Source organism: Lacticaseibacillus parakribbianus, assembly GCF_025490915.1.
In the GTDB taxonomy this organism is placed as follows: domain Bacteria; phylum Bacillota; class Bacilli; order Lactobacillales; family Lactobacillaceae; genus Lacticaseibacillus; species Lacticaseibacillus parakribbianus.
In genome coordinates this window covers 22,425-48,523 of sequence record NZ_JANQBA010000012.1, presented here as the reverse complement: position 1 = coordinate 48,523, position 26,099 = coordinate 22,425, and the positions used below count along the sequence as shown (strand labels likewise).

General features: G+C 56.7%; 39 protein-coding genes. 29 read left to right on the top strand and 10 right to left on the bottom strand.

The annotated features are described in order from the left end of the window. Nucleotides 1-441: 441 nt before the first annotated feature. Nucleotides 442-2,217, bottom strand: a complete 1,776-nt coding sequence (locus tag NUH19_RS10245) for a helix-turn-helix domain-containing protein (RefSeq protein WP_262316459.1) — start codon at nt 2,215-2,217, stop codon at nt 442-444. Between the two features lie 744 nt (nt 2,218-2,961). On the opposite strand from NUH19_RS10245, the gene NUH19_RS10240 reads away from it, so the two are divergent. Together NUH19_RS10240 and NUH19_RS10235 are read left to right on the top strand one after the other, a co-directional pair. Continuing rightward, nucleotides 2,962-3,657 (top strand): hypothetical protein, encoded by a 696-nt coding sequence (locus NUH19_RS10240; protein WP_262316458.1) that lies wholly within the window; start codon nt 2,962-2,964, stop codon nt 3,655-3,657. An 11-nt stretch (nt 3,658-3,668) separates the two neighbouring features. After that, nucleotides 3,669-6,236 (top strand): AAA family ATPase, encoded by a 2,568-nt coding sequence (locus NUH19_RS10235; protein WP_262316457.1) that lies wholly within the window; start codon nt 3,669-3,671, stop codon nt 6,234-6,236. A 112-nt stretch (nt 6,237-6,348) separates the two neighbouring features. On the opposite strand, the gene NUH19_RS10230 is transcribed toward NUH19_RS10235, so the two are convergent. After that, complete coding sequence (locus NUH19_RS10230; RefSeq protein WP_262316456.1) at nt 6,349-6,807, bottom strand: ASCH domain-containing protein; 459 nt, start codon at nt 6,805-6,807, stop codon at nt 6,349-6,351. 78 nt (nt 6,808-6,885) lie between these two features. Next, nucleotides 6,886-7,212, bottom strand: coding sequence for a hypothetical protein (locus NUH19_RS10225; protein ID WP_262316455.1), 327 nt, complete (start codon nt 7,210-7,212; stop codon nt 6,886-6,888). A 132-nt stretch (nt 7,213-7,344) separates the two neighbouring features. Here NUH19_RS10225 and recJ point away from each other — a divergent pair, with 132 nt between their 5' ends. The 5 genes from recJ (at nt 7,345) to NUH19_RS10200 (ending at nt 11,903) form a co-directional block, all read left to right on the top strand. Continuing rightward, nucleotides 7,345-9,615, top strand: coding sequence for a single-stranded-DNA-specific exonuclease RecJ (recJ, locus tag NUH19_RS10220; RefSeq protein ID WP_262316454.1), 2,271 nt, complete (start codon nt 7,345-7,347; stop codon nt 9,613-9,615). A 15-nt stretch (nt 9,616-9,630) separates the two neighbouring features. Next, complete coding sequence (locus NUH19_RS10215; protein ID WP_262316453.1) at nt 9,631-10,158, top strand: adenine phosphoribosyltransferase; 528 nt, start codon at nt 9,631-9,633, stop codon at nt 10,156-10,158. A gap of 95 nt (nt 10,159-10,253) precedes the next feature. Next, nucleotides 10,254-10,766, top strand: coding sequence for a Cys-tRNA(Pro) deacylase (gene ybaK / locus NUH19_RS10210; RefSeq protein ID WP_262316452.1), 513 nt, complete (start codon nt 10,254-10,256; stop codon nt 10,764-10,766). Nucleotides 10,767-10,779: 13 nt separating this feature from the next. Then, the gene (locus NUH19_RS10205) at nt 10,780-11,094 is read left to right on the top strand and encodes a DUF960 domain-containing protein (protein WP_262316451.1); all 315 of its coding nucleotides are present in this window, start codon (nt 10,780-10,782) and stop codon (nt 11,092-11,094) included. Nucleotides 11,095-11,606: 512 nt separating this feature from the next. Next, nucleotides 11,607-11,903 (top strand): hypothetical protein, encoded by a 297-nt coding sequence (locus NUH19_RS10200; RefSeq protein ID WP_262316450.1) that lies wholly within the window; start codon nt 11,607-11,609, stop codon nt 11,901-11,903. Between the two features lie 55 nt (nt 11,904-11,958). On the opposite strand, the gene NUH19_RS10195 is transcribed toward NUH19_RS10200, so the two are convergent. Further along, nucleotides 11,959-13,116, bottom strand: coding sequence for a tyrosine-type recombinase/integrase (locus tag NUH19_RS10195; RefSeq protein ID WP_262316449.1), 1,158 nt, complete (start codon nt 13,114-13,116; stop codon nt 11,959-11,961). Between the two features lie 153 nt (nt 13,117-13,269). Here NUH19_RS10195 and NUH19_RS10190 point away from each other — a divergent pair, with 153 nt between their 5' ends. Further along, entirely contained in the window at nt 13,270-13,449 is a 180-nt protein-coding gene (locus NUH19_RS10190; RefSeq protein ID WP_262316448.1) for a hypothetical protein, read from the top strand. Here NUH19_RS10190 and NUH19_RS10185 read toward each other — a convergent pair. From NUH19_RS10185 to NUH19_RS10175, 3 genes are all read right to left on the bottom strand, one after another. Further along, on the bottom strand, nt 13,432-14,271 hold the full coding sequence (locus tag NUH19_RS10185; RefSeq protein ID WP_262316447.1) for a hypothetical protein: 840 nt from the start codon (nt 14,269-14,271) through the stop codon (nt 13,432-13,434). The genes NUH19_RS10190 and NUH19_RS10185 overlap by 18 nt on opposite strands. Nucleotides 14,272-14,386: 115 nt before the next feature. Beyond that, nucleotides 14,387-14,758: a hypothetical protein gene (locus tag NUH19_RS10180; RefSeq protein ID WP_262316446.1), complete on the bottom strand. Its 372-nt coding sequence runs from the start codon at nt 14,756-14,758 to the stop codon at nt 14,387-14,389. Nucleotides 14,759-14,851: 93 nt separating this feature from the next. After that, entirely contained in the window at nt 14,852-15,520 is a 669-nt protein-coding gene (locus NUH19_RS10175) for a LexA family protein (protein WP_262316445.1), read from the bottom strand. A gap of 147 nt (nt 15,521-15,667) precedes the next feature. Between NUH19_RS10175 and NUH19_RS10170 the strand changes: the two genes are divergently transcribed. Beyond that, nucleotides 15,668-15,901, top strand: a complete 234-nt coding sequence (locus NUH19_RS10170; RefSeq protein WP_262316444.1) for a helix-turn-helix transcriptional regulator — start codon at nt 15,668-15,670, stop codon at nt 15,899-15,901. 192 nt (nt 15,902-16,093) lie between these two features. Here the strand turns inward: NUH19_RS10170 and NUH19_RS10165 are convergent, their stop codons facing one another. After that, on the bottom strand, nt 16,094-16,264 hold the full coding sequence (locus tag NUH19_RS10165; protein ID WP_262316443.1) for a YjzC family protein: 171 nt from the start codon (nt 16,262-16,264) through the stop codon (nt 16,094-16,096). 136 nt (nt 16,265-16,400) lie between these two features. Here NUH19_RS10165 and NUH19_RS13205 point away from each other — a divergent pair, with 136 nt between their 5' ends. From NUH19_RS13205 to NUH19_RS10155, 3 genes are read left to right on the top strand one after another with little or no spacing between them, the layout of a single operon-like run. Further along, complete coding sequence (locus tag NUH19_RS13205; RefSeq protein WP_420844686.1) at nt 16,401-16,601, top strand: helix-turn-helix domain-containing protein; 201 nt, start codon at nt 16,401-16,403, stop codon at nt 16,599-16,601. A 2-nt stretch (nt 16,602-16,603) separates the two neighbouring features. Next, nucleotides 16,604-17,350: a Rha family transcriptional regulator gene (locus NUH19_RS10160; RefSeq protein ID WP_262316442.1), complete on the top strand. Its 747-nt coding sequence runs from the start codon at nt 16,604-16,606 to the stop codon at nt 17,348-17,350. Between the two features lie 2 nt (nt 17,351-17,352). Then, a complete protein-coding gene (locus tag NUH19_RS10155; protein ID WP_225047445.1) occupies nt 17,353-17,496 on the top strand; it encodes a hypothetical protein in 144 nt (47 codons plus the stop codon). Between the two features lie 136 nt (nt 17,497-17,632). Here the strand turns inward: NUH19_RS10155 and NUH19_RS10150 are convergent, their stop codons facing one another. Continuing rightward, entirely contained in the window at nt 17,633-17,998 is a 366-nt protein-coding gene (locus tag NUH19_RS10150; RefSeq protein ID WP_262316441.1) for a hypothetical protein, read from the bottom strand. Between the two features lie 65 nt (nt 17,999-18,063). Here NUH19_RS10150 and NUH19_RS10145 point away from each other — a divergent pair, with 65 nt between their 5' ends. Genes NUH19_RS10145 through NUH19_RS10130 form a run of 4 tightly spaced genes read left to right on the top strand, consistent with a single transcriptional unit; the run spans nt 18,064 to nt 19,009 of the window. Then, entirely contained in the window at nt 18,064-18,372 is a 309-nt protein-coding gene (locus NUH19_RS10145; RefSeq protein ID WP_262316440.1) for a DUF771 domain-containing protein, read from the top strand. After that, on the top strand, nt 18,369-18,524 hold the full coding sequence (locus NUH19_RS10140) for a hypothetical protein (protein WP_262316439.1): 156 nt from the start codon (nt 18,369-18,371) through the stop codon (nt 18,522-18,524). Before NUH19_RS10145 ends, NUH19_RS10140 begins: the two co-directional genes overlap by 4 nt. Beyond that, entirely contained in the window at nt 18,524-18,826 is a 303-nt protein-coding gene (locus NUH19_RS10135; protein WP_262316438.1) for a hypothetical protein, read from the top strand. Before NUH19_RS10140 ends, NUH19_RS10135 begins: the two co-directional genes overlap by 1 nt. A gap of 15 nt (nt 18,827-18,841) precedes the next feature. Next, nucleotides 18,842-19,009: a hypothetical protein gene (locus NUH19_RS10130; RefSeq protein WP_262316437.1), complete on the top strand. Its 168-nt coding sequence runs from the start codon at nt 18,842-18,844 to the stop codon at nt 19,007-19,009. On the opposite strand, the gene NUH19_RS10125 is transcribed toward NUH19_RS10130, so the two are convergent. Continuing rightward, nucleotides 18,989-19,558: a hypothetical protein gene (locus tag NUH19_RS10125; protein WP_262316436.1), complete on the bottom strand. Its 570-nt coding sequence runs from the start codon at nt 19,556-19,558 to the stop codon at nt 18,989-18,991. The genes NUH19_RS10130 and NUH19_RS10125 overlap by 21 nt on opposite strands. Nucleotides 19,559-19,611: 53 nt before the next feature. On the opposite strand from NUH19_RS10125, the gene NUH19_RS10120 reads away from it, so the two are divergent. The 13 genes from NUH19_RS10120 to NUH19_RS10060 are packed head-to-tail and all read left to right on the top strand — an operon-like array spanning nt 19,612 to nt 26,073. Next, nucleotides 19,612-19,842: a hypothetical protein gene (locus tag NUH19_RS10120; RefSeq protein WP_262316435.1), complete on the top strand. Its 231-nt coding sequence runs from the start codon at nt 19,612-19,614 to the stop codon at nt 19,840-19,842. Nucleotides 19,843-19,880: 38 nt separating this feature from the next. Next, nucleotides 19,881-20,375 carry a siphovirus Gp157 family protein gene (locus NUH19_RS10115; protein ID WP_262316434.1) on the top strand — a complete coding sequence of 165 codons (495 nt, stop codon included), beginning with the start codon at nt 19,881-19,883 and terminating at the stop codon, nt 20,373-20,375. Then, nucleotides 20,375-21,148 carry a DUF1071 domain-containing protein gene (locus tag NUH19_RS10110; RefSeq protein WP_262316433.1) on the top strand — a complete coding sequence of 258 codons (774 nt, stop codon included), beginning with the start codon at nt 20,375-20,377 and terminating at the stop codon, nt 21,146-21,148. The genes NUH19_RS10115 and NUH19_RS10110 overlap by 1 nt, the downstream gene beginning before the upstream one ends. A gap of 5 nt (nt 21,149-21,153) precedes the next feature. Next, nucleotides 21,154-21,852: a putative HNHc nuclease gene (locus tag NUH19_RS10105; RefSeq protein WP_262316432.1), complete on the top strand. Its 699-nt coding sequence runs from the start codon at nt 21,154-21,156 to the stop codon at nt 21,850-21,852. Continuing rightward, complete coding sequence (locus tag NUH19_RS10100; RefSeq protein WP_262316431.1) at nt 21,852-22,811, top strand: Lin1244/Lin1753 domain-containing protein; 960 nt, start codon at nt 21,852-21,854, stop codon at nt 22,809-22,811. The genes NUH19_RS10105 and NUH19_RS10100 overlap by 1 nt, the downstream gene beginning before the upstream one ends. Then, the gene (locus tag NUH19_RS10095) at nt 22,798-23,139 is read left to right on the top strand and encodes a LexA family protein (protein WP_262316430.1); all 342 of its coding nucleotides are present in this window, start codon (nt 22,798-22,800) and stop codon (nt 23,137-23,139) included. Before NUH19_RS10100 ends, NUH19_RS10095 begins: the two co-directional genes overlap by 14 nt. Then, nucleotides 23,057-23,797, top strand: a complete 741-nt coding sequence (locus tag NUH19_RS10090) for a hypothetical protein (RefSeq protein ID WP_262316429.1) — start codon at nt 23,057-23,059, stop codon at nt 23,795-23,797. Before NUH19_RS10095 ends, NUH19_RS10090 begins: the two co-directional genes overlap by 83 nt. Before the next feature lie 29 nt (nt 23,798-23,826). Further along, nucleotides 23,827-24,180 carry a RusA family crossover junction endodeoxyribonuclease gene (locus NUH19_RS10085; protein WP_262316488.1) on the top strand — a complete coding sequence of 118 codons (354 nt, stop codon included), beginning with the start codon at nt 23,827-23,829 and terminating at the stop codon, nt 24,178-24,180. Continuing rightward, nucleotides 24,177-24,665, top strand: coding sequence for a single-stranded DNA-binding protein (gene ssb / locus NUH19_RS10080; protein WP_262316428.1), 489 nt, complete (start codon nt 24,177-24,179; stop codon nt 24,663-24,665). Before NUH19_RS10085 ends, ssb begins: the two co-directional genes overlap by 4 nt. Nucleotides 24,666-24,677: 12 nt before the next feature. Further along, entirely contained in the window at nt 24,678-25,007 is a 330-nt protein-coding gene (locus tag NUH19_RS10075; RefSeq protein ID WP_262316427.1) for a hypothetical protein, read from the top strand. Next, on the top strand, nt 25,004-25,594 hold the full coding sequence (locus NUH19_RS10070) for a DUF1642 domain-containing protein (protein WP_262316426.1): 591 nt from the start codon (nt 25,004-25,006) through the stop codon (nt 25,592-25,594). The genes NUH19_RS10075 and NUH19_RS10070 overlap by 4 nt, the downstream gene beginning before the upstream one ends. After that, entirely contained in the window at nt 25,587-25,844 is a 258-nt protein-coding gene (locus NUH19_RS10065) for a penta-EF hand family protein (RefSeq protein WP_262316425.1), read from the top strand. The genes NUH19_RS10070 and NUH19_RS10065 overlap by 8 nt, the downstream gene beginning before the upstream one ends. Then, nucleotides 25,834-26,073, top strand: coding sequence for a hypothetical protein (locus tag NUH19_RS10060; RefSeq protein ID WP_262316424.1), 240 nt, complete (start codon nt 25,834-25,836; stop codon nt 26,071-26,073). Before NUH19_RS10065 ends, NUH19_RS10060 begins: the two co-directional genes overlap by 11 nt. The last annotated feature ends 26 nt before the right edge of the window (nt 26,074-26,099 follow it).

Sequence of the window (26,099 nt, the reverse complement as noted above, 5' to 3'; positions counted from 1 at the left end):
TTGAACAAGCGAAACTTAAATCGGGAAGAGTTAAATATACGTCGAGCCCTTGATACCAGGGCTTTTTTGATACACTATCGCGATTTTTCGAAGAACATTGTGAAGTCTGTTTCGCCTAAATATTTATGGGCTTTATAACTTAATTGCCTATGCTTGCTCATAAAAATCAAATCTCGCTTCCTCAAAACGCCTTGTCAGAATAGTGAGGATAGCTTCCGTCTTGTCGTGATCGCGTAAGCGGTAATCTCGGTGACGTTTCGCCTCGCCGAGGCAACAAAAGAGCCGTCTGCTTGTGAGGAGGCAGGCGGCGTGTTTGGCGTGTCGGCGATTATCGGGCGGCAGCTGACCAATAGCGAAGCACAAGGGCTGCTGGACGCGATGAGGGCGGCTTCAAAATCGCGGGCGCGGTTGGATTAAAAGCCGTTTGAAGCGGCAATGCGGCTACTTGAAGTGCCCATAGTCTTTATCCAGCGCAAACAACATCCAATTTGCCGGCTCAAAGGCGTTAGCAGGCTGTGGCATAATCAGCGCCCGCGCCTTATTGAATGCGGCAACGGCAGTCCTGGTCTCTGGTGTGTTCTGCCGGAATGCTTTTGCCATAAGCTCGGTTTGCGTGACGGCAGCCTGCACATTCCAGTTATATTCCGCGAATGAGCTGGTGTTCTTGAAGTATTTGGCGACACGCGTAATGAGACTTCGGTTTTGAAAGTAGACGGGGCCGCACATGAATGTGTCTGCTTCTTCCACACATAATTCCCAGGCTTTGGATTCTGGTCGGAGATGCGTGAATATAGCTTCGGTCATTGGTGGCAGATATTCTTGGTCGAGAATCTCCAGCGCGTGAAGTGAAAGCCCCAGATCACCGATACAGATATCAGTTTGGCTTGCGTAGTAGGCGACCACGTCAGCTGATTCTTCGGCTGTTAAGCCGCGGTTAAGTGGATCGTCGTACGGAAAAAGCTCGGTCGCCATCCCAACCAGGGAGCTGATGAGGGAGCGCTCTTGAAGGTGCAGCAGGCCAGCTGGCGTGCCCTGATTTGCTTTAATGAAATCGTCAACGACTTTCAGCAACATCTTGCGGGTGTGGTGCTTGGCCTTGGCCTCGCGGGCGAGGCCGGTGACTTGATTATAGGCGCGGCGATAGGAACTCACCAAGTCGCCGCCACGATTGAGAAGCGTAAGGGGAATGTAGAGCGCCTCGAATAATTGTAACGTTTTGAGAAAGCCGGGCTGTGTCTTTCCGTTTTCAAAACGCGACTGTGCGGCTTTTGACCAGGAGATGTTGAGGCTGTCGATTGTTTGACCGTGCTGCTTTCTAATCTTACTTAAGGTTGAACCTGAAAGTAGGCTCTCATTGGGTCGAATCTGCAACGCCAGCTTGGCGTTGTCGACTAGTTGAGCGTTGTGGATCACTCCCGCTTCCTGGCGGGTAATCGTCTTGCGGAGCCATTTCGCGAGTAATTCAGCGCCTAGCACCTCCAAGGCAGCGAGGTAGGGCTCAACGTCTTGCCCATTAGCTAGCGCTAAAGTGATTTCTGAAATGGGGTACTCAGCGCGGTAGCTGGCTTCAGTTTTTGAGTCGCTGATGTGTGCTGACAGTTTGGCTTTGATTTCATCACGCAGAGGAACATCACCCCGCAATACGCCAAAGAGTGCAGTGTAACAGATGAACGGCTGAACCCAGACAATCTGTGCTAACGGCAAGGCCATCAAGCGTCGCCAAATCAGCGCGATTAGTTCAACGCTGGCGCGGGGTAGAACGTAAAGCAAGACTGTGAGTTCAAGCATATCTGCTTGAGCCGGGTATGCTAGAACATCCGCAGCAGCTTGCTCAATGGGCTTAGTGAGAAAGGCTTCGTTAGTGGTGCTGATAAGCGAGAGGATGAGCCGCATCGCCCTAGATCCATTGAAACCTGGGTGGGCCTTGGTGTAGGACTCGATTTCTCTGAGCAGGCCTTCCGAATCGTCTTTAACCACGTAATCGCGTGGGTCGGGGAAGTGATAGCCGGGGGTAATGATGAGGTCATCGAGCTCCCTCGATCCCATGCCAATGTTGTACATCAGAGTGGCTGCTGTTTCGGTTGAAATGTCACTTTCGCTACGCTCAAAGCGCGATATTGTGGCCGCAGATCCGTTAGCGCCGGCTGCCTGCTTGGTGGTGACGCCGTGATTTATGCGGAATCGTCTGAAAATGGCGCCCAGTTCCTGTCCATTCATACCCGTGCCTCCTCGCTTCGATGTAATTATGATACCGCCTGGTTCAGAGAAAAAGAAGCCCGCCATATAGGCGAGCTATGTGAAAAGTTAGTTGTGGGTGCCGGTGCTGTTACCCCAGATGCTTCCCAATACGGACATCAAGTCGAGCATGTGCTTCACCCCTTTCCTAGATCACCTGGGATTCTTACGGCGCGAAGCGCCGAGGCGGCGGAGCCGCAGGTTTTGAGGGCTTGCATTTGAAGCGGTGCTAGCTTGTCGCAAAGCGGTTAAGAGATGTGGGGTTAGCAAAATCGCCCATCCAATGGGGGATGGGCGATCGTGAGGCCAGGTGAGTGTCAGTCGGTGACCCTGTGCTGGATTTGGTCAGCTTGGTTCGCAGTCAATCCGCAAAAATGGCTGACATGGCCGGTGAGGAGATTAACGAATTGGTTGCCTCGGTTTGTCCATAGTTGCATCGACAGCCATGGCGGCAACGGCGGGGACTTTGGCCGTGGTTTCAGTCGCGCTGACATAGGCGGTAAGGTCTTGCTCGCCCCATCGAAACCCACTTGAGTTTTTCTTGCGTTTGGGGTAGCATTAACCTCGTTATAACGACTCATTTTATATTCAAAAAATGATTAGCTAATCAGTTGAACAGGTTCATCACCATCGGAGTTGCATATTTGTAACGCGATTCCGATTTTGTGAGGCCTGGTCAGGGGTTGGCTATTTTTTACGCCATTTTTCACAACGGGAGGAACGCTTATGTCGAGTAAACCAAAGTTTGGCGTGGATGCCGCGCCGCTGTCAGCCACCAAGCAAGCCGCCGCAGATCAGCCGCCAAAGCGCGGCTCACACCCCAAGTTCGGGGTCGATGCCGCCACCGCGGCCGCGGTCAAGAACCGCGAGGCGATGGCCGCGACGGTGACCGCGCAGGCGGTCGAACAGGCGGCGGAGGCCGAACGACGAGAGGCCAAGCGCAACGCCGACACGCAGGCCATCTTGAAGGCCTTCGAAGCGGCCGACGCCAGAAAAAAAGGCATTGCGCCCAAGAGCGGCGCAATCAGGCCGGCGACCAAGTCCGACAACGTCTTGGTGCGGTTGTTTACTATGCAGCCGGTCTTGTTTTGGGTCACGCGCTACGTGTATGCAATTCTGGGGGCCGTCTGGCTGTGGTACGTCCGGGTGCCGGTGTGGTTCACCGTCCTCACCGTCTTGCTGTACCCGTTTGCGACCACTGTGCTGCAGGAAATCGGTCGGGCGATGCACGCCAATCGCTTCGTCGTGACCGACGCCTTCTTCGGCCACGGCCAAGGGGAGCCGGCCGCCGACACTAGCTCGGAGCTGCTGCGGTTTGGGCTGTACTTTGTCTTTTTCTTGATCAAGTTTCCGCTCAGCATCGTGATCGGGCCGATCGGGCTCATCTACATGCTGATTGTCGCCAAGAAGCTCAATAATTAGGAGGGGACACGATGAGAAGAGCAATCACGGTCGGCCGCGGTTTTGGCAAAAAATCGCTGGAGGAGGCCTTCAACACGGCCCAGGCAGGGGATGTGGTCTGCGTGGAGCCCGGGGAGTACAACCTGGCGAACGGCTACGACATTGGCTCGCGTTCCTTGACGGTCAAAGGGCTGGGCGAGGCGCCGGGGGAGGTGATCATCCGGGCCCAGATGGTCGTGCAGCAAAACGGGCAGCTGACGCTTGAAAACTTGCAGCTCGAAAGCTTCGGTGAGGAGGCCGGCGCAATTTTTGCCGCCATGGGTGCGGTTACGCTGTCACGTTGCGTTGTGATTGGGCTTCGGTATAATTACCCAACACTGCACGGCACTGGTGCGACGTTCAGCCTGACGGCGTGTGAAATCGAACACGCTGAGGATGAGGAATTTGGTATCTATGTTGAGGAAGCTTCGCATGTCACACTGACCCAGTGCGACGTTCACGGTGTCGCGATTATACAATCACAGATTGAAATCGCCGAGACACAACTCAGCGGGTTCAGTTACCTTCAGAACCACGCCGAGCTTCAGGCCTCGAGTCTCTACTTGATTCCGGCTGCCTCAGATCGCTGGACACTGAGGTTCTTGAGCGGGAGCGCGGCCACCATCGAGGATCTAAACATCGAGGAAGGCGTCGCCAACATCGACGTCACGGACAGCGCGTTGACGGTTCAGGCCACCAACGTTGATGACGACCACCGGATCATCGTCTATCCCGACGCGACGGCTGAGGCCAGCGTCCCCGGCGCCGAGTGGGGCCAGATGCAGGCAGAAGGCGGGGAGGCGGCCCAAGCCGGCGACGAAGGCGGAGCGGACCAGACTGCCGATGCGAACGGGGATGACCGGGCCGCCGACTCAGCGCAAGGCGACCAGGACACGGCCTCCGGCCAGGCCGCGGCCACCGACGACGCCCCTCGCGCCATCGATGTGCTCAACGCGATGATTGGGCTTGAACAGGTGAAGGCCGAGGTCGCCCAATTCGTGAACCTCGCGCAGTTTTCCAAACGGCGTGAGGAACAGGGGTTTGAATCGGTGTCCCAGTCGCTGCACTCGCTTTTTCTGGGGAACCCCGGCACCGGCAAGACGACGGTGGCCCGGCTGGTCGGCCGGGCGATGTACGAGGAGGGGGTGCTGCCGACCGATCACTACGTCGAGGTCAGCCGCAAGGACCTCGTCGCCAACGTCGTCGGGGGGACGGCCCTGAACACCCAACAGAAGCTCGAGGAGGCCCGAGGGGGGGTCTTGTTCGTCGATGAGGCCTACAGCCTGTACCAAGAAGGCGGCACCAACTGGGGGCAAGAGGCGGTCGACACGATTCTCAAGTACATGGAGGATCACCGCGACGACTTAATGATCATCTTCGCCGGCTACACCAAGGAGATGAATGATTTTCTGAGCATGAACCCTGGCCTGGCCAGCCGGGCCCCCAACACCTTCAACTTCGAGGACTACGCACCGGCCGAGATCGCCCAGATTGGGACTCAGGAGCTGCAAAGCAAGGGGTTCCAGTTGAACCAAGACCTGTACGAAAAGGCGATTGTCAGGGCCTACCAGGCCGACGTCAGCCACGACAACGCGCGGTGGGTCCGCAACCAAAACGAGGAGCTGATTCGCATCGCCGCGAAGAACCACCCGGATGTGTTCGATGCGATCACCGACGCGGATATCGGCGAGCTGACCGGCGGCGACGACGGCGACAAGGCCGACAGCACCGAGCAGCTGTTGGCCCAGCTGGACGGCATGATCGGCCTGACTGAGGTCAAGGCCTTCGTTCACGATCTGGTCCAGCAGGTCAAGGTCAATGCGGCTTTGGCCGACACCCTCGGGGACGCGGCCAAGCCGACTTACCACATGGTTTTTGCCGGTAATCCCGGGACCGGGAAGACGACCGTGGCGCGGCTGATCGCCAAGCTGTTTTACAACCTTGGCATCCTGCCACGCGCCACGGTGGTGGAAGTCTCGCGTCCGGACCTGGTCGCCGGCTACATCGGTCAGTCCGAGGCCAAGACGCAAAAGGTGATTCGCGACGCCCTCGGCGGGGTCCTGTTCGTCGATGAGGCCTACCAGCTGACGCTTGAGGGCCAGTCTGGCAACGACTTCGGTAAGCAGGTGGTGGAGACGTTCATCACGGCGCTTGAGAACCAGCGCGACCAGTTCGTCGCGATCTTCGCCGGTTACACCAAGGAGATGGCGCATTTTCTCGATGCGAACCCGGGGCTGCGGTCGCGGATTCCCTTGACCATCGAATTCGCCGACTACACCCCAGATGAGATCGGCGACATCGTGGTCGCCGTCGTCGGCCAACAGTGGCAGGTCAATTGCGAGCTGCTCAAGGCCGTCGCGTCGCAGCGCTACTTGCAGCTACCGCCGGCTGAGCGGGCCAACGGGCGCTGGGCGCGAACCTTCGCCGACACCGTGGTTCATCAGCACAAGCTGGCGCTGGCCAAGCGGCTGGACCGCGGCGAGCAGATTGGCGATTCGGCCCGGGTGATTCCGGACGCGCTGGTGGTGGCGCTGCTACGGGATGAGTCAAGCCGCGCCTAGGCAAAAGCGGGTCCTACCGCCGGCCGGCACCCAGGTGGCGCAACACAAAAAGCGGTCGTCTCACGCTCTTGGCATAGGAGCGTGGGGCGACCGCTTTGGCGTTGCGGCTGGTTCAGCCGCGGTAGATGACGCGAAAGTGCTCGAGCACCACTAGTGCGGTGGCCGGATCGAAGGACAGGCCGGCCGCCTGGTACTCGGCGGTGAAAAAGGCATCGTGAACCCGGCGCCAGTAAGCCAGACTGCCGTCGCCTTCGCCTTCCGCCGCGGCGTGAGCGGCCCCGACTTGGGCGTAGGCTTGGACCGTGACGGCGGTGGTCACGGTCAGCGCGACCGGCTCACCGGCGCCGTCCAGGATGATGTCGAGCTCCCCGGTTGCCGGCAGCGGCTCGTGGTTCAGCCGATACAGCGCAAAGCCGCTGGTGGTCGCCGTTTTTTGACCGCTGAGCACCAGCGTTGCCAGCGCGGTGGCGGTTTGGGGGTCGGCGCCGAACTGGTAGGCGGAATCAAGCGTTGCGTCTGGGGTGATGGCCCCGGCCTGCTTGGCCTGGGCGAAGAATGTGTCTGGGGTCATGGGAACCTGCTTTCTGGCGGGAAGCGCCGATTGGGTAAAAAAAGACCCGGGCAGCGGCCCGGGTCCGGTTGACTGAGGTCAGAACTCGACTTTGTCGACGTCTGACAGGGTGGCGGTTGGCATCGTCAGGCCCATGTCGTCGGCCAGCTTTTGCTTGGCGGCGTCGCGGGTCTTGATGACGTCCATGTTCCACACGATGTTTTCAATGTCACCGCCGGCGAAGTCGAAGGGCTCGGCGTAGATGTAGCCTTCCTCCTGCTTCTTTTCCCGGGACTTGGTGAGCGTTGCGGCCAGATCACGCGCGTAATCGCGGTCCTTCAGGTCTGCAAGCTCCTTTTCGGTGACGAACCCTTGGTTGTTGATTGCGTCTTCGGCAATCTTTAATGCTTCAGCAGTTGCTGCCATGTCAATCTCTCCTATCTGCATCAGTCGCTGATTGGAGTAGGGCTGAAAAATCTTACAACATTATTGTAACACCTTCAGCGGATATCCGCGCCGTTTTTTGTTATACTAGTTCGGTTAGAAAGGACGATGCATGTGAGCCCACGGTACGATTGGCAACTTGAGGCACAACCAGAAAGCGACGCGATAACGGAGGTGGCGACCAACCTGAAGGTGCCGCCGTTTTTGGCGCGGCTGTTGATACAACGCAAGATCACGACCCCGGAGGCCTACGAGGCGTTCATCAACCCGGACATGGCGCGGCTGCACGATCCCTTCCTGCTTCACGACATGGACAAGGCGGTCGCGCGGATTCAGCAGGCTATCGAGAATCAGGAGAAAATCACCATTTACGGGGACTACGACGTCGACGGGCTGACCGCCTCCAGCATCATGCTGGAGACGCTGCAGAGCATGGGGGCCGAACCCACGGTGTTCATTCCGGACCGCTTCACCGACGGTTACGGCCCCAACGCCGCGGTGTACCGCTACCTGCAAAGCGCCGGCACCCAGCTGGTGATCACCGTCGACAACGGGGTTGGCGGGGCGGCGGTGATCGATGCCGCCCAGGCCGCCGGGATGGACGTGGTGGTGACCGACCACCACGAGCTGCCGGCCGTTTTACCCCAGGCGGTGGCGGTGGTGCATCCGCGCCACCCAGAGGGTCACTACCCCTTCGGCGGCCTGAGCGGGGCCGGGGTGGCCTTTAAGGTCGCCTCGGCGCTGCTCGGCGCCGCCCCGGTTGAAAGCATTGACCTGGCGGCGATGGGTACGGTGGCCGATCTAGTCGACCTGACCGACGAGAACCGCATCATCGTGCAGATGGGCCTGGCCATGATTCGCACCCAGCCGCGGGTCGGCATCGCCGCGCTGCTCGCCGCGGCCAAAATCGACCCGGCGACGGTGGACGAAACCAGCATCGGCTTTGGCATCGGGCCACGCCTGAACGCGCTGGGGCGGCTCGGTGACGCCAATCCCGGGGTCACGCTTTTGACCACCTTCGACGACGCGGAGGCCCAGGCGCTGGCCCAAAACATCAACGACCTGAACGCCAAGCGTCAGGCGCTGGTGCAAGACATCAGCAAGGTCGCCCTGGAAATGGCGCAGACGCCGGAAAACCAAGGCCGTCGCACCCTGATTCTGGCCCACGCCGGCTGGCACGAAGGGGTGCTTGGCATCGTCGCCAGCAAGGTGGTCGAGGCGACCGGCAAGCCGACCTTGGTCTTGAATATCGCGGCGGATGGTCAAAGCGCCAAGGGCTCCGGCCGCTCGGTGCCAGCCTTCCACCTGTTCAACGCGCTGAACGCCGAACGCGCCGCCATGACCGCCTTTGGTGGCCATGGCATGGCCTGCGGGTTGACGGTGCCGGTGGCCAACCTGCCCAAGCTCCAGGCCGCGATGGAACAGGCGGCGGCGACCAGCTTGAAGGATCAGCCCAAGCCGCCGCTTGCCATCGCCGCGCGGCTGACCACGGCCGACCTGACGCTTGACCACTACCGGGCCATGCGCCAGCTCGCGCCGTTTGGCAACGGCAACCCGGAGCCGACCTTCTCCTTGCGCCCGGACCTGATCGACCGGATCAAAACCATGGGTCAGACCAACGCGCATCTGCGCTTCGTGGCCGACGGCGCCGCCGTGGTGGCCTTCGGTTACGGCGATCAGGCGCAGGCCTTGAGCCAGGCGACGCAGGTGAAGCTGGCGGTGCGGCTGGACGCCAACACTTGGCAGGGCAACACCAGCCTGCAACTGCGGCTGTGCGACTGGCAGCTGCAGGCGCCGGCCGTCATCGACTGGCGGGGACCAGACATCAGCGCCGCCCAGTTTCGGCCGGCCTTGACCTACGTGTTTTTTGACGCCAAGCGGCAGGCCAAATTCACCCGCCAGTTTCAGTTCGGCGGCCCGACCGTGCTGGCCCAGGACCTGGCCGCAGGCACCGCCGACGCGGTGCTGGTGGATCTGCCCAGTGACGCGGCCCAGCTGGACGCCGCGCTGGCCAAGCTGAGCCTGCCGGTGCGGGTGATGTTTTACGCCGCACCGGCGGAGCTGGTCGCCTTGCCGACGCGCAGCGAGTGTGCCGCCGTGCTGCGCTACCTGGCCGCTCACCCGCAGTTTGACAAGCACCACCTGCCGGCCTTGGCCAAGGCGGTTCACGTCGCGGTCGGCCAGGCAATCTTGGCGGTGCAGGTGTTTTTTGAACTCGGGTTTGTTACAATAAAGGGTGCGTTTATCGACCTGGCCGAGCATCCGGCCAAAAAGCCGCTGCAAGACGCCGCGGCCTACCAGGCTCGGGCCACTTTTTTGGCGCTGGCGCATGAGTTGCAAACCGCAGACCGGCGCGAGCTTGAAGCACGATTGACGAATCATTAGGAATGGAGCAACAACATGGCAATCAATTTTAAAGACTACATCGCAAGCGTTCCGGACTTTCCGGAGCCCGGCATCGTGTTCCGCGACATCTCGCCTTTGATGGCCGATGGCGAGGCCTACGCCGCCGCCACCGACGAAATCGTCGCCTACGCCAAGGACAAGAACGTCGAGATGATCGTCGGGCCCGAGGCGCGTGGCTTCATCGTCGGCTGCCCGGTCGCCTACAAGCTGGGCGTCGGCTTCGCCCCGGCGCGGAAGAAGGGCAAGCTGCCGCGGCCGACCGTCAGCGCCAGCTACGACCTGGAGTACGGCCAGGCCACCTTGTACCTGCACCAAGACGCGATTCGCCCGGGCCAGCGCGTTTTGGTCTGCGACGACCTGCTGGCCACCGGCGGCACGATCGCCGCGACCATCGAGCTGGTTGAAAAGCTCGGCGGCGTGGTGGTCGGCACCGCGTTTTTGGTCGAGCTGTCCGACCTGCACGGCCGCGACAAGATCAAGGACTACGACATGTTCACCCTGACCACCTACCAAGGCAAATAAGTTCAACCGGCGGGGTTTGGCCCTGCCGGTTTTTGCGTCAGGGCCAAACATTGCAGTGGCCGCGGCCAAGTGCGATGATAGAAGGGGAGGCAGACATGAGCAAGAAGAAGCGAGACGATAAGACGCTGGTGGAGAAAATGCTGGACAAGGCGAAGGTCGCCTACGTGCCGTACGAGTTTCCCACCCATGAGCAAGGCGACGTGGCGCAGCTGTCGGTCGATCACATCGGCGTTCCCGAGCACCGCATCTACAAGACCCTGGTCCTGACCGGTAACAAAACCGGCCCGGTGGTGGGGGTGGTGCCGCTGGATCGCCACATCGACTACAAGAAGCTCGCGGCCGTGTCCGGCAACAAGAAGGTCGGCATGGTGCCGCTGCGCGATCTGGTTCAAACGACCGGCTACGAGCACGGTGCCAACACGCCGATCGGCATCCACGCCCGGTACCGCTACCCGATTTTCATCGGCACCGAAGCGCTTGAGGAAAGCGAAATTCTGGTGTCGGCCGGCAAAATCGGCCGCTCCGTGGGCGTCGCGCCCAAGGACCTGGCCAAGCTGGTCCAGGCCGAGTTTCAAGACATCACCGCACTGACCGAACAGGCCGAATGAAGGGGGTCCCCACATGTTTTCACCTGAACACAGTCGCTTTGCCACGTTTGGCGTGATCTCGCAGGTACCAGGCGAGATCATCGACAGCATCTGGCTGATCATCGATCAAAACCTCAGCGGCGTCGTGCCGCTGGGCCACCTGCTGCGCTTTGACCTGCTGAACACCAAGGGCAAGCTGACCGTCGCCTTCTCCCAGGAAGGCGACGACACCCAGATCGCCGTTGACCTGCCGTTCGACTACCAGACCCGGCTACCCAAAACCGTGATGGCCTACGACGACGGCCAGCGCCAAACCATTCTGCTGCCGGCCGAGGCCGGTGAGCACTAATTGCCGAAAAAAGGCCGCCGCGGCGGCCTTTTTGCGTGGCCCATCGCTGTGCCTGCTGTGTCTTCAAAGCGGCGAGTCAAATTGCTTGACGGCTAATTGGTCCGGTGTTAAGCTACACTCGAATGATCAGTCACGTGCGGGGATGGCGCTGCGGCCGCAGCGCTGGCACCTCTGCCGCATAGGGGAACGATCCGGAGCGCAAGCGCCTCTAGTACCCCACCCATGCCAAGCCGCAGTGTAGCGCCACGCGGCTTTCAAACTCAAGAGTTTTAGTGCAACTCCTTCAACTTAGGAGGAGATACCAGGGTAAAGGATTTCACCAACCCACCGCTCGCACCAAGCTGGGACCTACTCGCAACGCGAGGTAGCTGCGGCCCCGGCGAGAGCGATGGTGAGCCACTTTGGTAAGACGAAGCCAGCATCGTAACCGAATCAGGCCAAGGCCACCGGATTCACCGCGTCCGGTGGCTTCGGCGTGGCCGCCGCAACGCTTGGGTTGCGGCGGCTTTTTGATGGTCGGCCTCGATGCTGGAACCAAAAGTGACCCTAACCGTAATCGTGAATTGCTTCGTTGCCAGACTGAAACGCCGTACCCGTTGGGGCATAATGGGTACAGCGTCAAACGTTTTTGTTTTGTGGCCACGCCGCGTGGGTGGCAGGCGGCCAGATTGCCTGGCAACATTCTTGGCAACAAGAAAGCATTAAACATAGCCAACCAAGCTGCCCGGGCAAAACAAAAAGGCCGATTTCTCGACCTTTTACGCGATGCAGTTAAGCGTGACGTGCTTAGAAGGAGAGTACAGGATTAAATGGTGCCGCTGTACCGGCTTTTCTGACCTATTCTCCCACAAAATTCCCACAAACTCACAGCGCAGACAGTGCTTTTACCGCCGCTTGTGCTTGTTCCTGCTCGTGGGCCTTCAACAAATGCTGGTACACCCGAAGCGTGATCGTGATATCCGAGTGACCGAGCCGTCTGGAGATATAGGCGATGTCAACGCCCTTGGCGAGCAGGTAGCTCACGTGGGTGTGCCGGAGCCCGTGGAAGGTGACAGGCGACGGGAAGCCGAGCTTGTCCTCCACACGCTTGAGTCCGTGGTTCAGCGCGTAGTCGCTCGGCACTTGGTGGCGATTGTTGCGGAAGACCATGTCTAGCTCGTCGCGGTAGCCGGTACGCAGGTTGGCCGCTGCCTGCTCGCCGTGGAGCTTCTGGAGCATCACCGCCAGCTCACCCGGTATGTCGATGTCTCGCACGCCAGAAGGGGTCTTAGTGGGCTTGAATCCCGTGCCGTACACGTAATCCCATGACTTCGTGACGTGGATGATGCGAGCGTCTAGATCTACGTCGGCCCACTGGAGCGCAATCAGCTCGGAGGCTCGACACCCGGTGAGAATGGCAGCAGCAATGCAATACAAGTACATACTCGACAGCTTGGCGTGCTCGCGGCAGTAGGCGAGCAGAGCGGAGAACTCGTCAAGCTCAAGGAACTTCAAGTCACTTGCTTTGGCGGCGGCGCCAGGGTTGACCACCCGGGCTGCAAAGTTCGCAGTCAGAATACGGTCAGCGATAGCATCATCACACATAGCCTTGATGTAGCCGTTCAGCTTGGACACGGTATCACGCGACCGTGGCTTAGGTTGCTTGGCGTTGCGCGGCACGACGGTCCCTGCGGCATAGGTGTTGATGAAGGTCTGCCACGCCGTGCGCGTTATCTCTTTAAGCGGCTGGTCGCTGCCGAAATACTCCGCCAGTGCTTTGCGGATAGTAGCGTACCTGGCCTCGGTAATTTGTGAGTGCTTACCAGCCTTGAAGGTGGCAAGCCACCGATCATAGTAGGCAAGCAGCGTCACATCGGACAGGTCAGCACCAGAGCGCTTGTCGTGCTCGACTTCCGCCGCAGCTGCTTCTGCCAGTTTCTTCGTGCGGAACCCGCCCTTAGACTTTTCACGCCACACGCCGTCCACGGTCTTGTAGCGAATGCGGTAGCCGTACGTCTTACCACGTTTTTCGATTGATGCCATGATTTCCTCCATGTGCTATACTGGAGTACGCAAAGAGCGCACTGATAGTGTTGTTTGCTTGCCGTCCACAGTCATCTTGCCGGGTGAGTGGACGGCGTTTTTGTGTTATGATGGTGATATAATTTCAACTAATTCTAGGAAAGGTGAATCATCATGAACGAAAAAATCCGTAATGTTGGCCAGCTGCTCGATTATCTGAGCAAACTGCCACGCGAAGCGCTTATTGAGACAATTTCAACAGGTTCTGATCTCCTTCCGCTGGATGGAGGGCTTGAAGTCGGTGAAGAAATTAGTTTTGATGAACTCGAGAGGGTTCTAAGCATATGCTTGTAGGTCTGGAATCATTTTGGCAATGACAGTAGCGTCCTTATATCCAGTAGAAATGGCTTCAATCTCGGAATTACGCGCATCGACGTTGTCGAAAAAGAGCGTCTCGGGTAAGAAGAGAGTGGTCGACTGACTAAGTTGGTTGATGCTCCCCTGTACATCTTTGGAAGCCATACCGGATGTTTTCAATGATGCAATTGCTAGCTGCATTTTGTAGTCGGGAATCCATTGTTGTAGCAGCGGGTTACCCTTTTTGGGTGAATGAGTCCACCTGATCGACGCAATCGCGAGGTGCTTGTAGATTGACACTAGCAGCTTTTCAACATCATTCCTCTTCGGTAGTTTGACGGCGTGAATTATGTCGTCTCTGATGTGCGACATCTTTTCAAACTCACTCGGGGTAATAACGGTGCCAGTATTCGTCTGATAGAGATAGGCATAGGCTCCAATGATTCGCGTAGAGTTGCCCATCAGCAGTTTGTTCGAGCTAACATCCTCGTAGAGCTTCTTCACATCTTCAGGCTGATTCATTGCTACCCAAGTGCTTGCCTGAATATACACTTTCATGAAGTCTTCAAGTGCCGCATAGCCCGATGCAGCGGCTTCGTAGAACTGGTTGGACTGAAAAGCTCTAAAGGCGTGAGCTAAGATGAAGTTGTACTTACCTTCACGCGGGAAAATGTTTATCGTGTGGCCGTTTTGACACTTAGCCTCAACAAAGTCGGCATCCGTTATACTCCCCATCATTAGGGAAATCTGGATGCGCCCGCTGCTGGAGTTTCGGCTTTGAGTCAGGCACTCTGGGCAAATAGTTTCATACTCTATCATGCATTTCCTCCCGCCCTCACCGAGGGCTTTTTATTTTGCCTAACGTCAATCCGGGCTGGACATAAGCCTTCGACGTGGCTCGCACACGTCCGCCGCTAGAGAAGGCTTCTAGCAGCTACTCAGCCTTTGCTGCCTTTCGGTTTGCCAGTAGGTGCCAGACGAAGAAGCCAACACCGATGATCAAGGACAGCCAGCCCCAGATAGCGAGATCAGAGTAGTCGGCAGCGTTTGAGATGCCGAAAATCCATGCGATTGCCATCAGAACGAGACCAGCAATGTCACCGCCAAGCTTCACCATTTTGCGTGTAGCGATGTAGGTGATGCCGGCGGCCAAAAACAGAATGGCGACGAATACGCCCGCTGAGCCGCCAGCATCTGACGTCTTGTTTTCGACGGCGTGGCCAAGCCCAACTGCACAAGACTGAAGCAGAATAAACAAGGACAAGACAATCTGAAGAATACCCACAATCAGCTTTGTTACTTTCATACTATGTTCCCCTAACTCCACAGCTTTTTACGTCGATCCGGGCTGGACGTAAGCCACACGGCCCGGCTTGCACGGGCCTGCCGCTGGAGTGGGCTAGGCGAGTTCGACCACGTAGAGGACGACCTTGCCGACGATGTTTGTGAGGTCTGGATCGTCGTACCGGCGAACAATCGGTGCGAACCCAGGCTTACTTGAGTCGGGCTGGAAGATGTACGCGCGGCCCGTGCGGTCATTGAAGAACCGCTTGACGGCATACTCACCATCACAGTCGAAGACCACGATGTCACCGTCCTTGAGGTCTGCCGGGTCGTCAACGCCGCGTACGCCGATCAGCGATCCGTTCGGAATCACGCGGTTCATGCTATCGCCATTGGCTCGCATGAGCGTGACGTCGGTGTGACCGGCCCACTTGCCCATGACCGCGTCTGGAATGGCGACCTGTTCCAGCTGGTCTGGGGTGATGGCTTCAACCTCGGTTGGCGTACCAGCAGAGATGGCGGCGGGGATGTATGGGTAGGTGTGGATTGGTAGAGGAACACCGTTATCGTGGTGCTCAACCAGTGCTGACTTCTTAACGCCAAAATAATTGGCCATCATTTCAATCTTATCAATACGTGGGTAGGTCTTTCCGTTCGCCCAGTCCCACACGGTTGAGGTGCTGAAGCCAAGGGCAGAAGCCAAGTCAGTCACCGACATTTTCCTCTGATTCATCATTTCGGTTAGGTTCTTGCCGAAGATTGCTTTATTTCCTAAGTCTGACATATTGGACACCTCTTTATAGGTAACTATATACCAGTACCGGAAAAATACAAGGAAAAGCAGAAAATATTTCCGGTTAAGTCGAAAAACTTCTTGCATTTCCGGTCTAACCGGATTATGATTGTTTGTGTTGAGAAAGGAGGTGAGCCAATGAGCATCACACTGAAAGCCGCACGAGTTAATGTTGGGCTGACCCAGTCCGAGTTTGCTAAACGTATCGGCGTCACCGACACCACGGTGCGCAACTACGAACGAGGCAAGACCTATCCAGACATCAAGGTTCTGGAACGAATTAAGCAGGTTACGGGTGTCGGCTATGAAGATCTTATTTTTTTACCCGACGCTCCGGTTAAACCGGAAACTAACACCAAGCGGGAGGCCTAACAATGAACGACTTAGTCATCATGCACGAAAGGGGGGGGGCATCGAGATGCACCACTACTTAACCAAGTATGTAAACGATCGCGGCGAACTGATTGCTGAAGCGTGGATACAGTTAAACCTGTTTGGCAAATGCTTCATCTTTTCTGATCGCAAGATGGTAATCAAAAAGCCGTCCAAAGACGGCCGGTAGACTTACCTAGTTCCTTTGCTCCACCCGTTCCCCGGTTTTTGGGTTGGCGGAAGGCGGTCGCCATGGTCGATATGAACCACGCGACCACCAGAAACATTGCCACCACGGGGGCCCACTTCGTGATAGGAACCCGCAGATTGATTGTCGGTTCCTGGCTTAATTGGTTCTGACATTTAGCTCACTCCAAAAGTTAGTATTTCAGGTTTGCCACTCACGCCCCGGAAAGAACTGAAGGAAACCCGATACGCTAATTATATACCTCATGTGGGTATTGCTCAATGGTGAACCATATATGTAGGGGGAGAAAGGATGTTCGATAACGAAAAACTGCGTTCATTAATGGCAGCGAGAGGCTTCAGCTTCTACCAGCTTTGGAAGGTGACTGGCCTGGGACGTGGATCGTTGTACCGGTTAAAGGATGGGTCGAGTACTGACCCAACGTATGCCACCGTTGCACGAATTGCTGACGTGCTAGGGGTCAGCATGGACGACTTTAGAAAGGAGAATTAGCAATGAACGACTTAGTCATCATGCACGACAAGCGGGCGGTCACCACCAGCCTGCAAGTAGCCGAGACATTCGGCAAGCAGCACAAGGATGTACTGGAGGCCATTGAGACCAAGATTCAATCGGCGGAAAATTCCGCCGATTACAAGAAGATGTTCGCCGAGGGCACATACAAGGACGGCCGGAACCGTGACCAGAAGCTCTACTACATGAACCGCGACGGTTTCACTTTCATCGCGTTCGGGTTCACTGGTAAGAAGGCCGATAGCTTCAAGCTCCAGTACATCGACGCCTTCAACGCGATGGAAACCACGCTCAAGAAGGTGCCGGCCAAGAAGCTTGACCCAGTGCTCCAAGCTGAGCTGGCAATCAGCCGCGCCAAGACGGCCCAGGCTAACGCGTTGTATCGAATCGCCAACAAAACTACGTCCGAGTCAGCACGCGAACAGATGCTGTCCCGCGCCGCTGAAATCATCACCGGTGAGTGCCTGATCCCGGTCATGAAACAGGCTGAGTACACCGCCGGGGAAGTCGCCAGGAAGTTAGGCATCTCATCTGGAGCGATGGTCGGGCGCATCAGCAATGCACTGGGGCTTAAGGCAGAACAGCCGGGCCAAAACGAGTACGGCCGCTGGGCGGCTGACAAGTCGCAACACGGCCCAAAGGAAACCCCGAATTGGCTGTACTTCGACAAGGGCGTCGTGGCAATCAAAGCAGAGGCCCTCAGAATCGGGAAGCTTCAGGAGGTCTAGCCATGTCAAAAACAAAAGAGGTCGACGTCAACCAGGAAGTCGCGAACTATATCGTCGAAACACTGCGCGACCCAGAGCTAAAAAAAGAGCCCGCAATGGTGGCAGCCATCGCGGAACTCTACGCAACACTTATCCGGTACTACTAGAATGATGAGACACTTACGCAAGCTAAAAGGTCGCCTGACAGAGGCGGCGGACAACTTCAACATCAATCACGAGTGGGTACTACCAATCGCGCTGTCTGTTCTTACGGGAGTCGCGTATGGCATTGCGATTTACTTCTTATCTGGAAAGTAGATATGCCACGACGGCAGTTACGACGCCTGTAATGAATGGCGCCACAAAATGTTTTACAACGAAAGCTCGCTGTAATCGCTCGTGACGTCCGGCAAAGGTACGGCCTTTTGTAGTTGGCGATGCGGTGACCAGGTCGTCAGAAAAGCCTTTGCCATCGCTCCAATCGCCGTCAAGTTTGAGCCAACCGTCGGCATCTAGAGTTTTTAGATAGCCCCAGACCACTTCGTATGGCGTTGGCTTGACTGCCGTAAAAATTTTTTCGACCTGAGTGAAGCCCGGCTCTGACTGAGGGTGGGAATACACAGCCTTCATGATAGTGACGGCAACTTTATCGAATTCATCAATGTTCATTTTCACACCTCCTTCCCGGACACATTATCCGCCAAGCGAGGTTCAAACGAAAGGAGGCCTGATCCATGCCACCAATCACAATCTCAGTTCCGCCAGAACTGATTCAGCAAGCGGTCGACAAGGCCGTGGCTGAACGTCTCCAGCACGAGCCTGATTACCGCCGCTGGTGGTCGGCTGCCGACGTGCTCGACCGCTACGGCCTGACGCAGACGTGGCTATCCACACACGTTCTCGACAAGCCAAGGTTCCAGCGTGAACTCGACGGTTTCGCCTTCAACTACGGCGGGCGCATCGGCTGGCGGTTCGAGCCGCTGGCGTTCTCGGAGTTCATGCGGACGGAGTTCCGCAGCATCGCAAAGGAGGCACAATCATGATCTACTTGCAATTCGGCGCCATCCTAGGCGCCGTTCTGGCGGCCCTATGCGCCATCGCCGAGTTCCTGGAAGACAAGCCAATGCCGCACTGGTTGCTGGACATCACCGGCGACCTGCACGCGGTGGACAACACGGAAGAGGAGGCGGACTGATGGAAATCACATCACTGGAGCGTGCCGTCGTGGAAGCGATGCGGAAAGGCGCGCGGGTCAGCGTGACGTACTTCGATAGGTCGAACACGAAGGCCAACGAACTACTTGCGCCATTCGCAGTGGCTGTTGGAGAACCAATCCGGCACGTAAAACCGAAGCGGAAAGACCAAGTTAGCTATCGCATTGTATCTGACTATCCGTTCGATGCCAGCGTGATTCTTCGTCAAGGCCCGCCAGAACCGAAGCCGGAACCTGACCCGGTCGGGGAGAAGATTGACCACGACTACGACGCACAATTTTGAGGGGAGGTGAGCCGATTGTACGCGACACAAAATTCGATCATGGAACCAGCTGAAATCCGCGAGACGCAAAAAGAAATCGTTCGAGTCATTTTGGGACACACGAACGATCTCCAACTGGCGAAGATGCTTCTAGAAAACATTAACTTGGATGAGTTTGCCAAATTAAAGGTGGTTGATGGTTGACTCTCTGAACACTTCCGCAACTATCTTGGTTAGCTTGCTTACCTCTTTCGCAACATCGCGTCCCGTTGTATCAGGAGCAGCATACAACACTTGCATATCGAGAGCGGCTTCCAAATCTAAATGAAAAGTTGATTTACTCCACTTATTACCGCCCACAGCTCTCCACTCGAACGACAAATCAAACTCCGAAATCTTACTGTTCCTGTTCGGATTGTGAGTATTCACAGCAACGCCCGCCTTCATCGTTTGTCCCGGAGCGATGAGCATCTGATGGACGTTCTCAAAAGGATTGTTGTTGTATGGCGCTTCGTCATACGCCACCACGTTTTTTGATGCTTTGAACCCACGAATGTCTGCGCCGGTGTTGCCATAGTTTTCGATAACTAGGTAGACAAATGTGTACCCATGAATACGGATTGGCTCTAGTTTGGCAATAACATACGGACGGTTCGCATCGTGTTGAATCTTTACCGACCACCACAGAGACCCTAAGGCAATGATCACTGCAACAACGCTAGTGATGGTCTGGACCCAATCTGACGTTTCCATATCAATCACCTCCTTTCCGAGGTGAATTATCTCACACGAAAGGAGGTGAGACCATGACACTATTTGACACCACAATCGAACAGGTTCAGTCCTACACCCGCGACGCTCGCGCTAAGCAGCACGCCGACACCGTGATGGCGGCCATCCACGGCGCAGCATTAAGAGGCCAGTCCAGCGTGACTGTGAAGGACGTCAGCCCGCAGGAGATTATCGAACTGTCGTCGCTCGGTTTCACGCTAGACCCAATCAGCGGCGGCCAGTGGATCTCGTGGGACGAAAAATAGCCACCGGAGGCAACCGATGACTGGAAAGGAAAACATTCATGGACACATTATACAACATCGAGGCTAAAATTGCCGATCTAACGGCAAAATTCCAGGCCGGGGACATCGACGAGCAGGCCTACCAGGACAGCGTCGATTCACTGATTGACGGTTCGCTTCAAGACAAACTGGTAGCCTACGCACACATCGGCGAAAATGCCAAAGCGTTAGCGCTTGGCCAGCGAAACAAAATCAAGGAGTGGGCGGGCCGCGCTGCAAAGAATGAGGCCCTAGCGGACAAGATGTTCACCATCGTCAAGGAGCGAATGCGGGCCTACGACTTGAAGACCATCGAAACTGACGACACCTACCTGCACATTCAAAACGCCGGTGGCCAGCTCGGTATCAACATTGATGGAGACCACTTGCAGGCTGATATGTTCAAGACCGAGCTGCGGCCTGACAAAGACAAGATTCGCCGCGCTTTGGCGGCAGGGCACAAAGTTGTCGGGGCAGAATTCAAGCCCCGCGGAATCGTATTGAGGATGAGCTGATGAATGACAAAACCGAAAAACTTGATGTTGCTAAGAAGGTCCTTAGGTCGGCAGAGGAACGCACGAAGCCAAGCCAGTTCGAGATGCTGAGCCACCTCAACGTTTCTGACCACATCCAGAAGGTCGAGACCAAAAGCGCCAAGCTTTCCTACCTGTCGTGGGTGTGGGGCTGGTCGGAGATGAAAAAGGCTGATCCGGCTGCGACACGCGAGTACACGATGTTCGACGAGGTTGGGCCTAATGGAGAGCTTACCGGACGCAAGGTACCATATCTGATTACCCCTCAAGGAGCGCTGGTCGAATGCACGGTTACCATCAACGGAATCAGTGAAACCGAATCACTGCCCGTGATGGACTTCAAGAATGCTGCGGTGCTTCGCCCTGACATGATGCAGATTAACAAGACGCGTCAGCGCGCGTTCGTCAAAGCCCTGGCGCTTCACGGCATCGGCTTGTACATCTACGCCGGTGAAGACTTCCCGAGCCAAGAAGCGGACGAGAGTGCTACGGCTAACGCCGCAGCCGACGCGCGCAACATTGTTGATGAGACCCAGGCAAACGCCGCGCGGACGATGGTAGACGAGATTGCGAGTGGAACGGAAAGGTTCACATACGAGCAGGTACTTCTCGGGCTTGAGCGCCGCGCACAGATTGTTGGGATTCAGTCAGAAGAAGTTGTTCCGGTGGATAAACTTACGGCTGATCAATACGGTCTTCTCTTGCGGGCTATCAATCAGTCAAAGGCTAAGCTGGCAAGTAAGCAAGAGGGGTGAGCAATGTGCGGCTTGACGGCGAGATTACCGCAATCAGCGGTGCGACCATCACAGTAAGCCTAACCGGCGGCCGGGACGTCGATACGCTGCGGGTTGCCCAGCTTGCGGCAGGAAGGCGGCCGTCTGTGTCGATTGACGTTGAGGACGGCCGGAGCATCAGCCCGGAGCAGCGGCGGAAAGTGTGGGCGCTGCTCAACGACTACGCAGACTTCACCGGGTACAACCCGCTTGAGATGGAAGCGTGGGTCAAGGCCTACTACATGGCGGAAACTGGGAGCGACTACTTCTCGCTTTCAGATTGCAGCATGAGCAAGGCAACCGAGTTCCTGACCTACGTGATTAACTTCGGGTTTGAACGTGGTATTCCATGGCAGACAAAGCACCTGGATTCTATCCCAAGCGACTACCCGCTGATGATGCAATGTTTGAAACACCGAATGTGCGTTATCTGTGGAAAGCACGCGGATATTGACCATGAGCCACCTATTGGGAGCGGACGTAACCGTAACGAGATTGACAATCGCAGATACAAGTTCTTCCCGCTGTGCCGGGTTCACCACACCATCCGGCATGATCTGGGGATTGACGCGTTCATCGACCATTACCACATTAAACCGGTAAAACTCGACGAGGCCGCGCTTATCAGTCTCAAGCTAAACACGAAAGCCGACTTCAACCGGTTCGATGGATTGGGGGCGGTGTAATGGCAAGCTCGTACTTCTCACATGACAGCAACGCCAGAAACGACGACAAGATTATCAACCTCCGAATGAAGTACGGCATGGAGGGCTACGGGATTTACTTCTGCATCATTGAGCGGCTTCGAGAGGAGCCAAGTTATACGGCTAAAAAGGACTACAACGCAATCGGGTTTGATCTACATGCCGACGCTGAGAAAGTAAGAAATGTGGTTGAGTCTTTCGGGTTATTTGCCTTCACCGATGACGGTGAGTGTTTCTACTCCGAGAGTCTAAACGACCGCATGGCGCACATGGACGGAAAACGAACGAAGCGCTCCGAAGCTGGCAAAAAAGGTGCTGCAAAGAGGTGGGATAGCAAAGCTATGGCAATGCCAACCAAACCGGATAGCAATGCCATGGCAATGCCACCGAGCGAGGATAGCAAAGCTATGGCAATGCCAACCGAAACCGATGGCAATAAAACTAAACTAAATAAAACTAAAGAAAATAAAACCAAAGACAGTCTGTCTGACGGACGCGTGCACGAAAAATCGGCGTTCAACCGCTGGCAAGAGATCTGGGGGTTCCCCAACGCGGTTGCTCAGCAGGACCTTGCCAACTGGGTCGATGAGTTTGGCGATGAGCTGGTGATGTGGGTGATCGACTACGCCGCCCGCCGCGCCGTGAAAGCCAAGGCGGCTGACAAGTACCTCGACCGTGTGCTGACGCAGTACCGCGAGCAAGGAATCAAGACTGTCGAGCAGGCTGAGGCTGAGGCTAAGGACCACGAGCAGACGGCCAAGGCCAACGCCCCGCGTCCGCAACGCTACGGCAAGCAAGCACGCCAGGAGACGACACCAGACTGGGCAAAGCCTGACTACCAAGCTCCTGACGTGCAGACCACGGACGACCAGCAGGAAGAGATTCAGGCACGTCTGGCGGCGTTGAAGCAGCTGGAGGGGGCGAAGAATGGGACGGCATAGTGAGAACCGCAGCAAGCGCTACGCGGACATCATCGCCTATATGTGCTGGCAGCACGCCTCTTGGCAGGCGCCGACGATTCGCGAGATCGGCGAGTACATGGGCTGGAGTTCGACTTCAACCACGGCACAACATCTCGACCGGATGGGTGAACTCGGTCTAATCGAGAAGATCCCGAACAAGCCGCGCATGATGCGCGTCACCAGCGCCGGCGCGGAATTCGCAAAACAACACGGAGGAAAGCTACATGATTTCAGCAATGGATCTCAAACCAGGACTGGTGGTGAAGGTACCGCCGCAGCATCGGAGCTTTTTAGAGAGCTCGATTAGTCGCGAATATCGCAAAGACACGGCGGTTGATACGCAGGAGCTCAAGCTGCGGGTCGAGAAGGTATATCCGAGCGGCAACTCGTTCATCGGCACGGTACTTGGCGGTGTCACGCGGCAGCAGATGGCACAACTGCACGGCAAGATATGCGTGTCAGTTCGGGCATTGGGGCTAGATCCTGAAGACGTCGCCATGTATCAAAGCGACCCGCGGGCCGATGACCACTTCATGCCAGGACACTCGCTGGCCAGGGTGAGGAAGAGCACCAAGCCGCGCAAGAAGCGCACGGTCAGCGAGGCGAACCTTGAGACGCACCGATTGGCGGAGGAACGTATCAAGCAATTCACACCGAAGCTGCGAGACTACTACGAGCGCGGCGTGAACCGCAAGCAGGTGCGACTGCGCGAGCACGTCAGCCAGGAGTTTTTGTCGAAGGTGGAGAAGGCGACTGGCATCAACTACCCGGTGCCGTACGGCGTACGGTTCATCAAGGGTGATCACTTCCGGTACTACTACTCCGCAGTCGAGGCCATGGCAGAGCGAGACGATTGCAGTCTGTACACGATCAGCCACAACCTCGTGCCTGGCTACACGGTCGAGAAAGGCCACTGGGTCGATACGAAGACGGGATTCAAAGAGTGGGGGTCGATTGAGCCGTGACAGACAAGATTGTAATCCCGCTGCCGCTGATGACCCTGAACCAGTACATCCAGTCGGAGCGCGGCAGCCGGTTCGGCGGCGCCAAAATCAAGAAGCAGGCGACTGCGACCGTCGAGATGTTCGTGCAGCGTGCCATGCTTGATGGCATCACGTTCGAGTGGGGACACCCGCTAGCCTTCGATTGGTACTGGTACGACCACCGCACAGATCCAGATAACATCGCCTTCCAGCACAAGTTTGTGTTCGACGGCATGATGGCGGCCGGGTTCCTGGACAACGACAACTGGGATCGTGTCGGCGCGGGGTACACCGACCGGTTCTACATCGATAAGGTGAACCCACGAGTGGAAGTCTACGAGCTAAACAAGGAGGAACAAGCATGATCAACAACGTTTCACTTACGGGTCGCCTGACCCGCGACATCGAACTAAAGTACACGCAGAGCGGCACCGCGGTTGGCTCATTCACGCTTGCGGTTGACCGCAGCTTCAAGAACGCCAACGGCGAGCGCGAGGCCGACTTCATCAACTGCGTGATCTGGCGCAAGAGCGCGGAGAACTTGAGCAACTTCACGCGCAAGGGCTCACTGATCGGAATCGAGGGCCGCATCCAGACGCGCAACTACGACAACAACCAAGGCCAGAAGGTCTATGTGACCGAGGTCGTGGTCGACAACTTCGCGCTGCTTGAGAGCAAGAACCAGCAGGCAGCACCCGCATCGCAGCCATCAGCGGCGCCGTCAGCCCAACCGGTAGCGGCTACCACAGCACCAGCACAATCGACGGGGTGGGCGGCAACCGCCACGGCAGCGGCCAACCCGTTCGCAGGCGCAGCAGCGGCCATCAGTGATGATGACCTGCCGTTCTAGGGGGGACGCGATATGACAGGGAAGATGATCTATATTCCGGTTCACACGTCAGGAGAGTATTCAGACTACACCGAGTACGTTATCGGCGTGTTCGACAGCAAGGAAGCGGCGCTGGAGGCTGCGGCACAAGGCGCTGCCAAGTGGAACGCGAAGTCACACTATGCTGACGGCGATGTGATTAAGCTACGCCACTATCCGCTGAACCAGGCGATTCGCGGCACAAGTGAAGCCGAGCGCGTGGCCTACGCGATGAGCGACGACTGGGGCAAGGTGATCTACGAGCTGGACGATGGCGACGATTATCACGCGAAGCTGGTCAAGGTTGAGGAGGACGAGCGATGAGCATTTGGGCGATTGAAAATGATAATCAAGAGTTTCTATCGGTGAGAGGTATCTGGCTAGATGGTGATGGAGACGATGACGCCATTCGCGCTGTGTTCGGATCATATCAAGAAGACGAGGAACTTGCCAAGACCATCGCCAAACGGGAAGGTGGCCACGTCGTCGAGCTAGTCGAAGCGCCGGAGAAGGTTGTGGTGAGCGCAGAGGAAGCGGAGATGCTGGAGCAGGCGAAGTTTGATGATGACCCCGCCGAGTTAATTGTCGGGTTCGTCAACTCTCATGACAAGTATGACGATGACCGCAAAGCGGAAGATCGTCTCATGCGCGCCTACGTCAACGGCTGGGTGGTCGAGAAGCCGAAGCGGTGGAACGTCCAGGTTCCACATGTTGACGCACAAGAGGGACTGTGGTTCTTCGTCAATTCTGACGGCAAAGTGAATGCTACTTATGACCAAGACCTAGCACAGAAGTTCACCCTCGCCGAGATCGAGCACTACGGACTGGGAGACTGCCAGAAAGTGGTCTGTGCAGATTCTGCACGAACCACTGTCGAGGTGACTGACGATGGAGAGGTGCGAGATGAGTAAGCGATGGTACCTGGTCGATGGCCATATAGGCGGAGATTACTGGACGGAGGTCGATGATGACGACCCGAACCAGGTAGATGAGATCCAGGAAGTCTGCGAAACCTGTTTTGACAACGACTGGATTGTTGGAACCGCCGGGACGCTTAAAGAGGCTCGCAAGCTGTGTGGAGAGCACTACCACAACGACTATGGGCGTGACACGTTTAACGAGTTCAAGAAGCTGGTGGAGGTGACTGGCAATGCTGATTAAGCTGGATAACGGCGACTACGTAAACACCGACCACATCATGGTGATTACTTCTGACTGTCAGATGGCGATGGACGTTCAATCGCGATTCCGCGATGGAGACTTCACGCAAATCACCGAAGCCGACCGTGACCGCATCGTGGAAGCGATGGGTGGCGCATCTGCTACACCGCAAGATGAACCGATAAGCTATGACGAGCTCAAGAAACTGCACGAATGGAGAGGACTATGACAGAAACTAAGCAAGAAGTGTTTGAC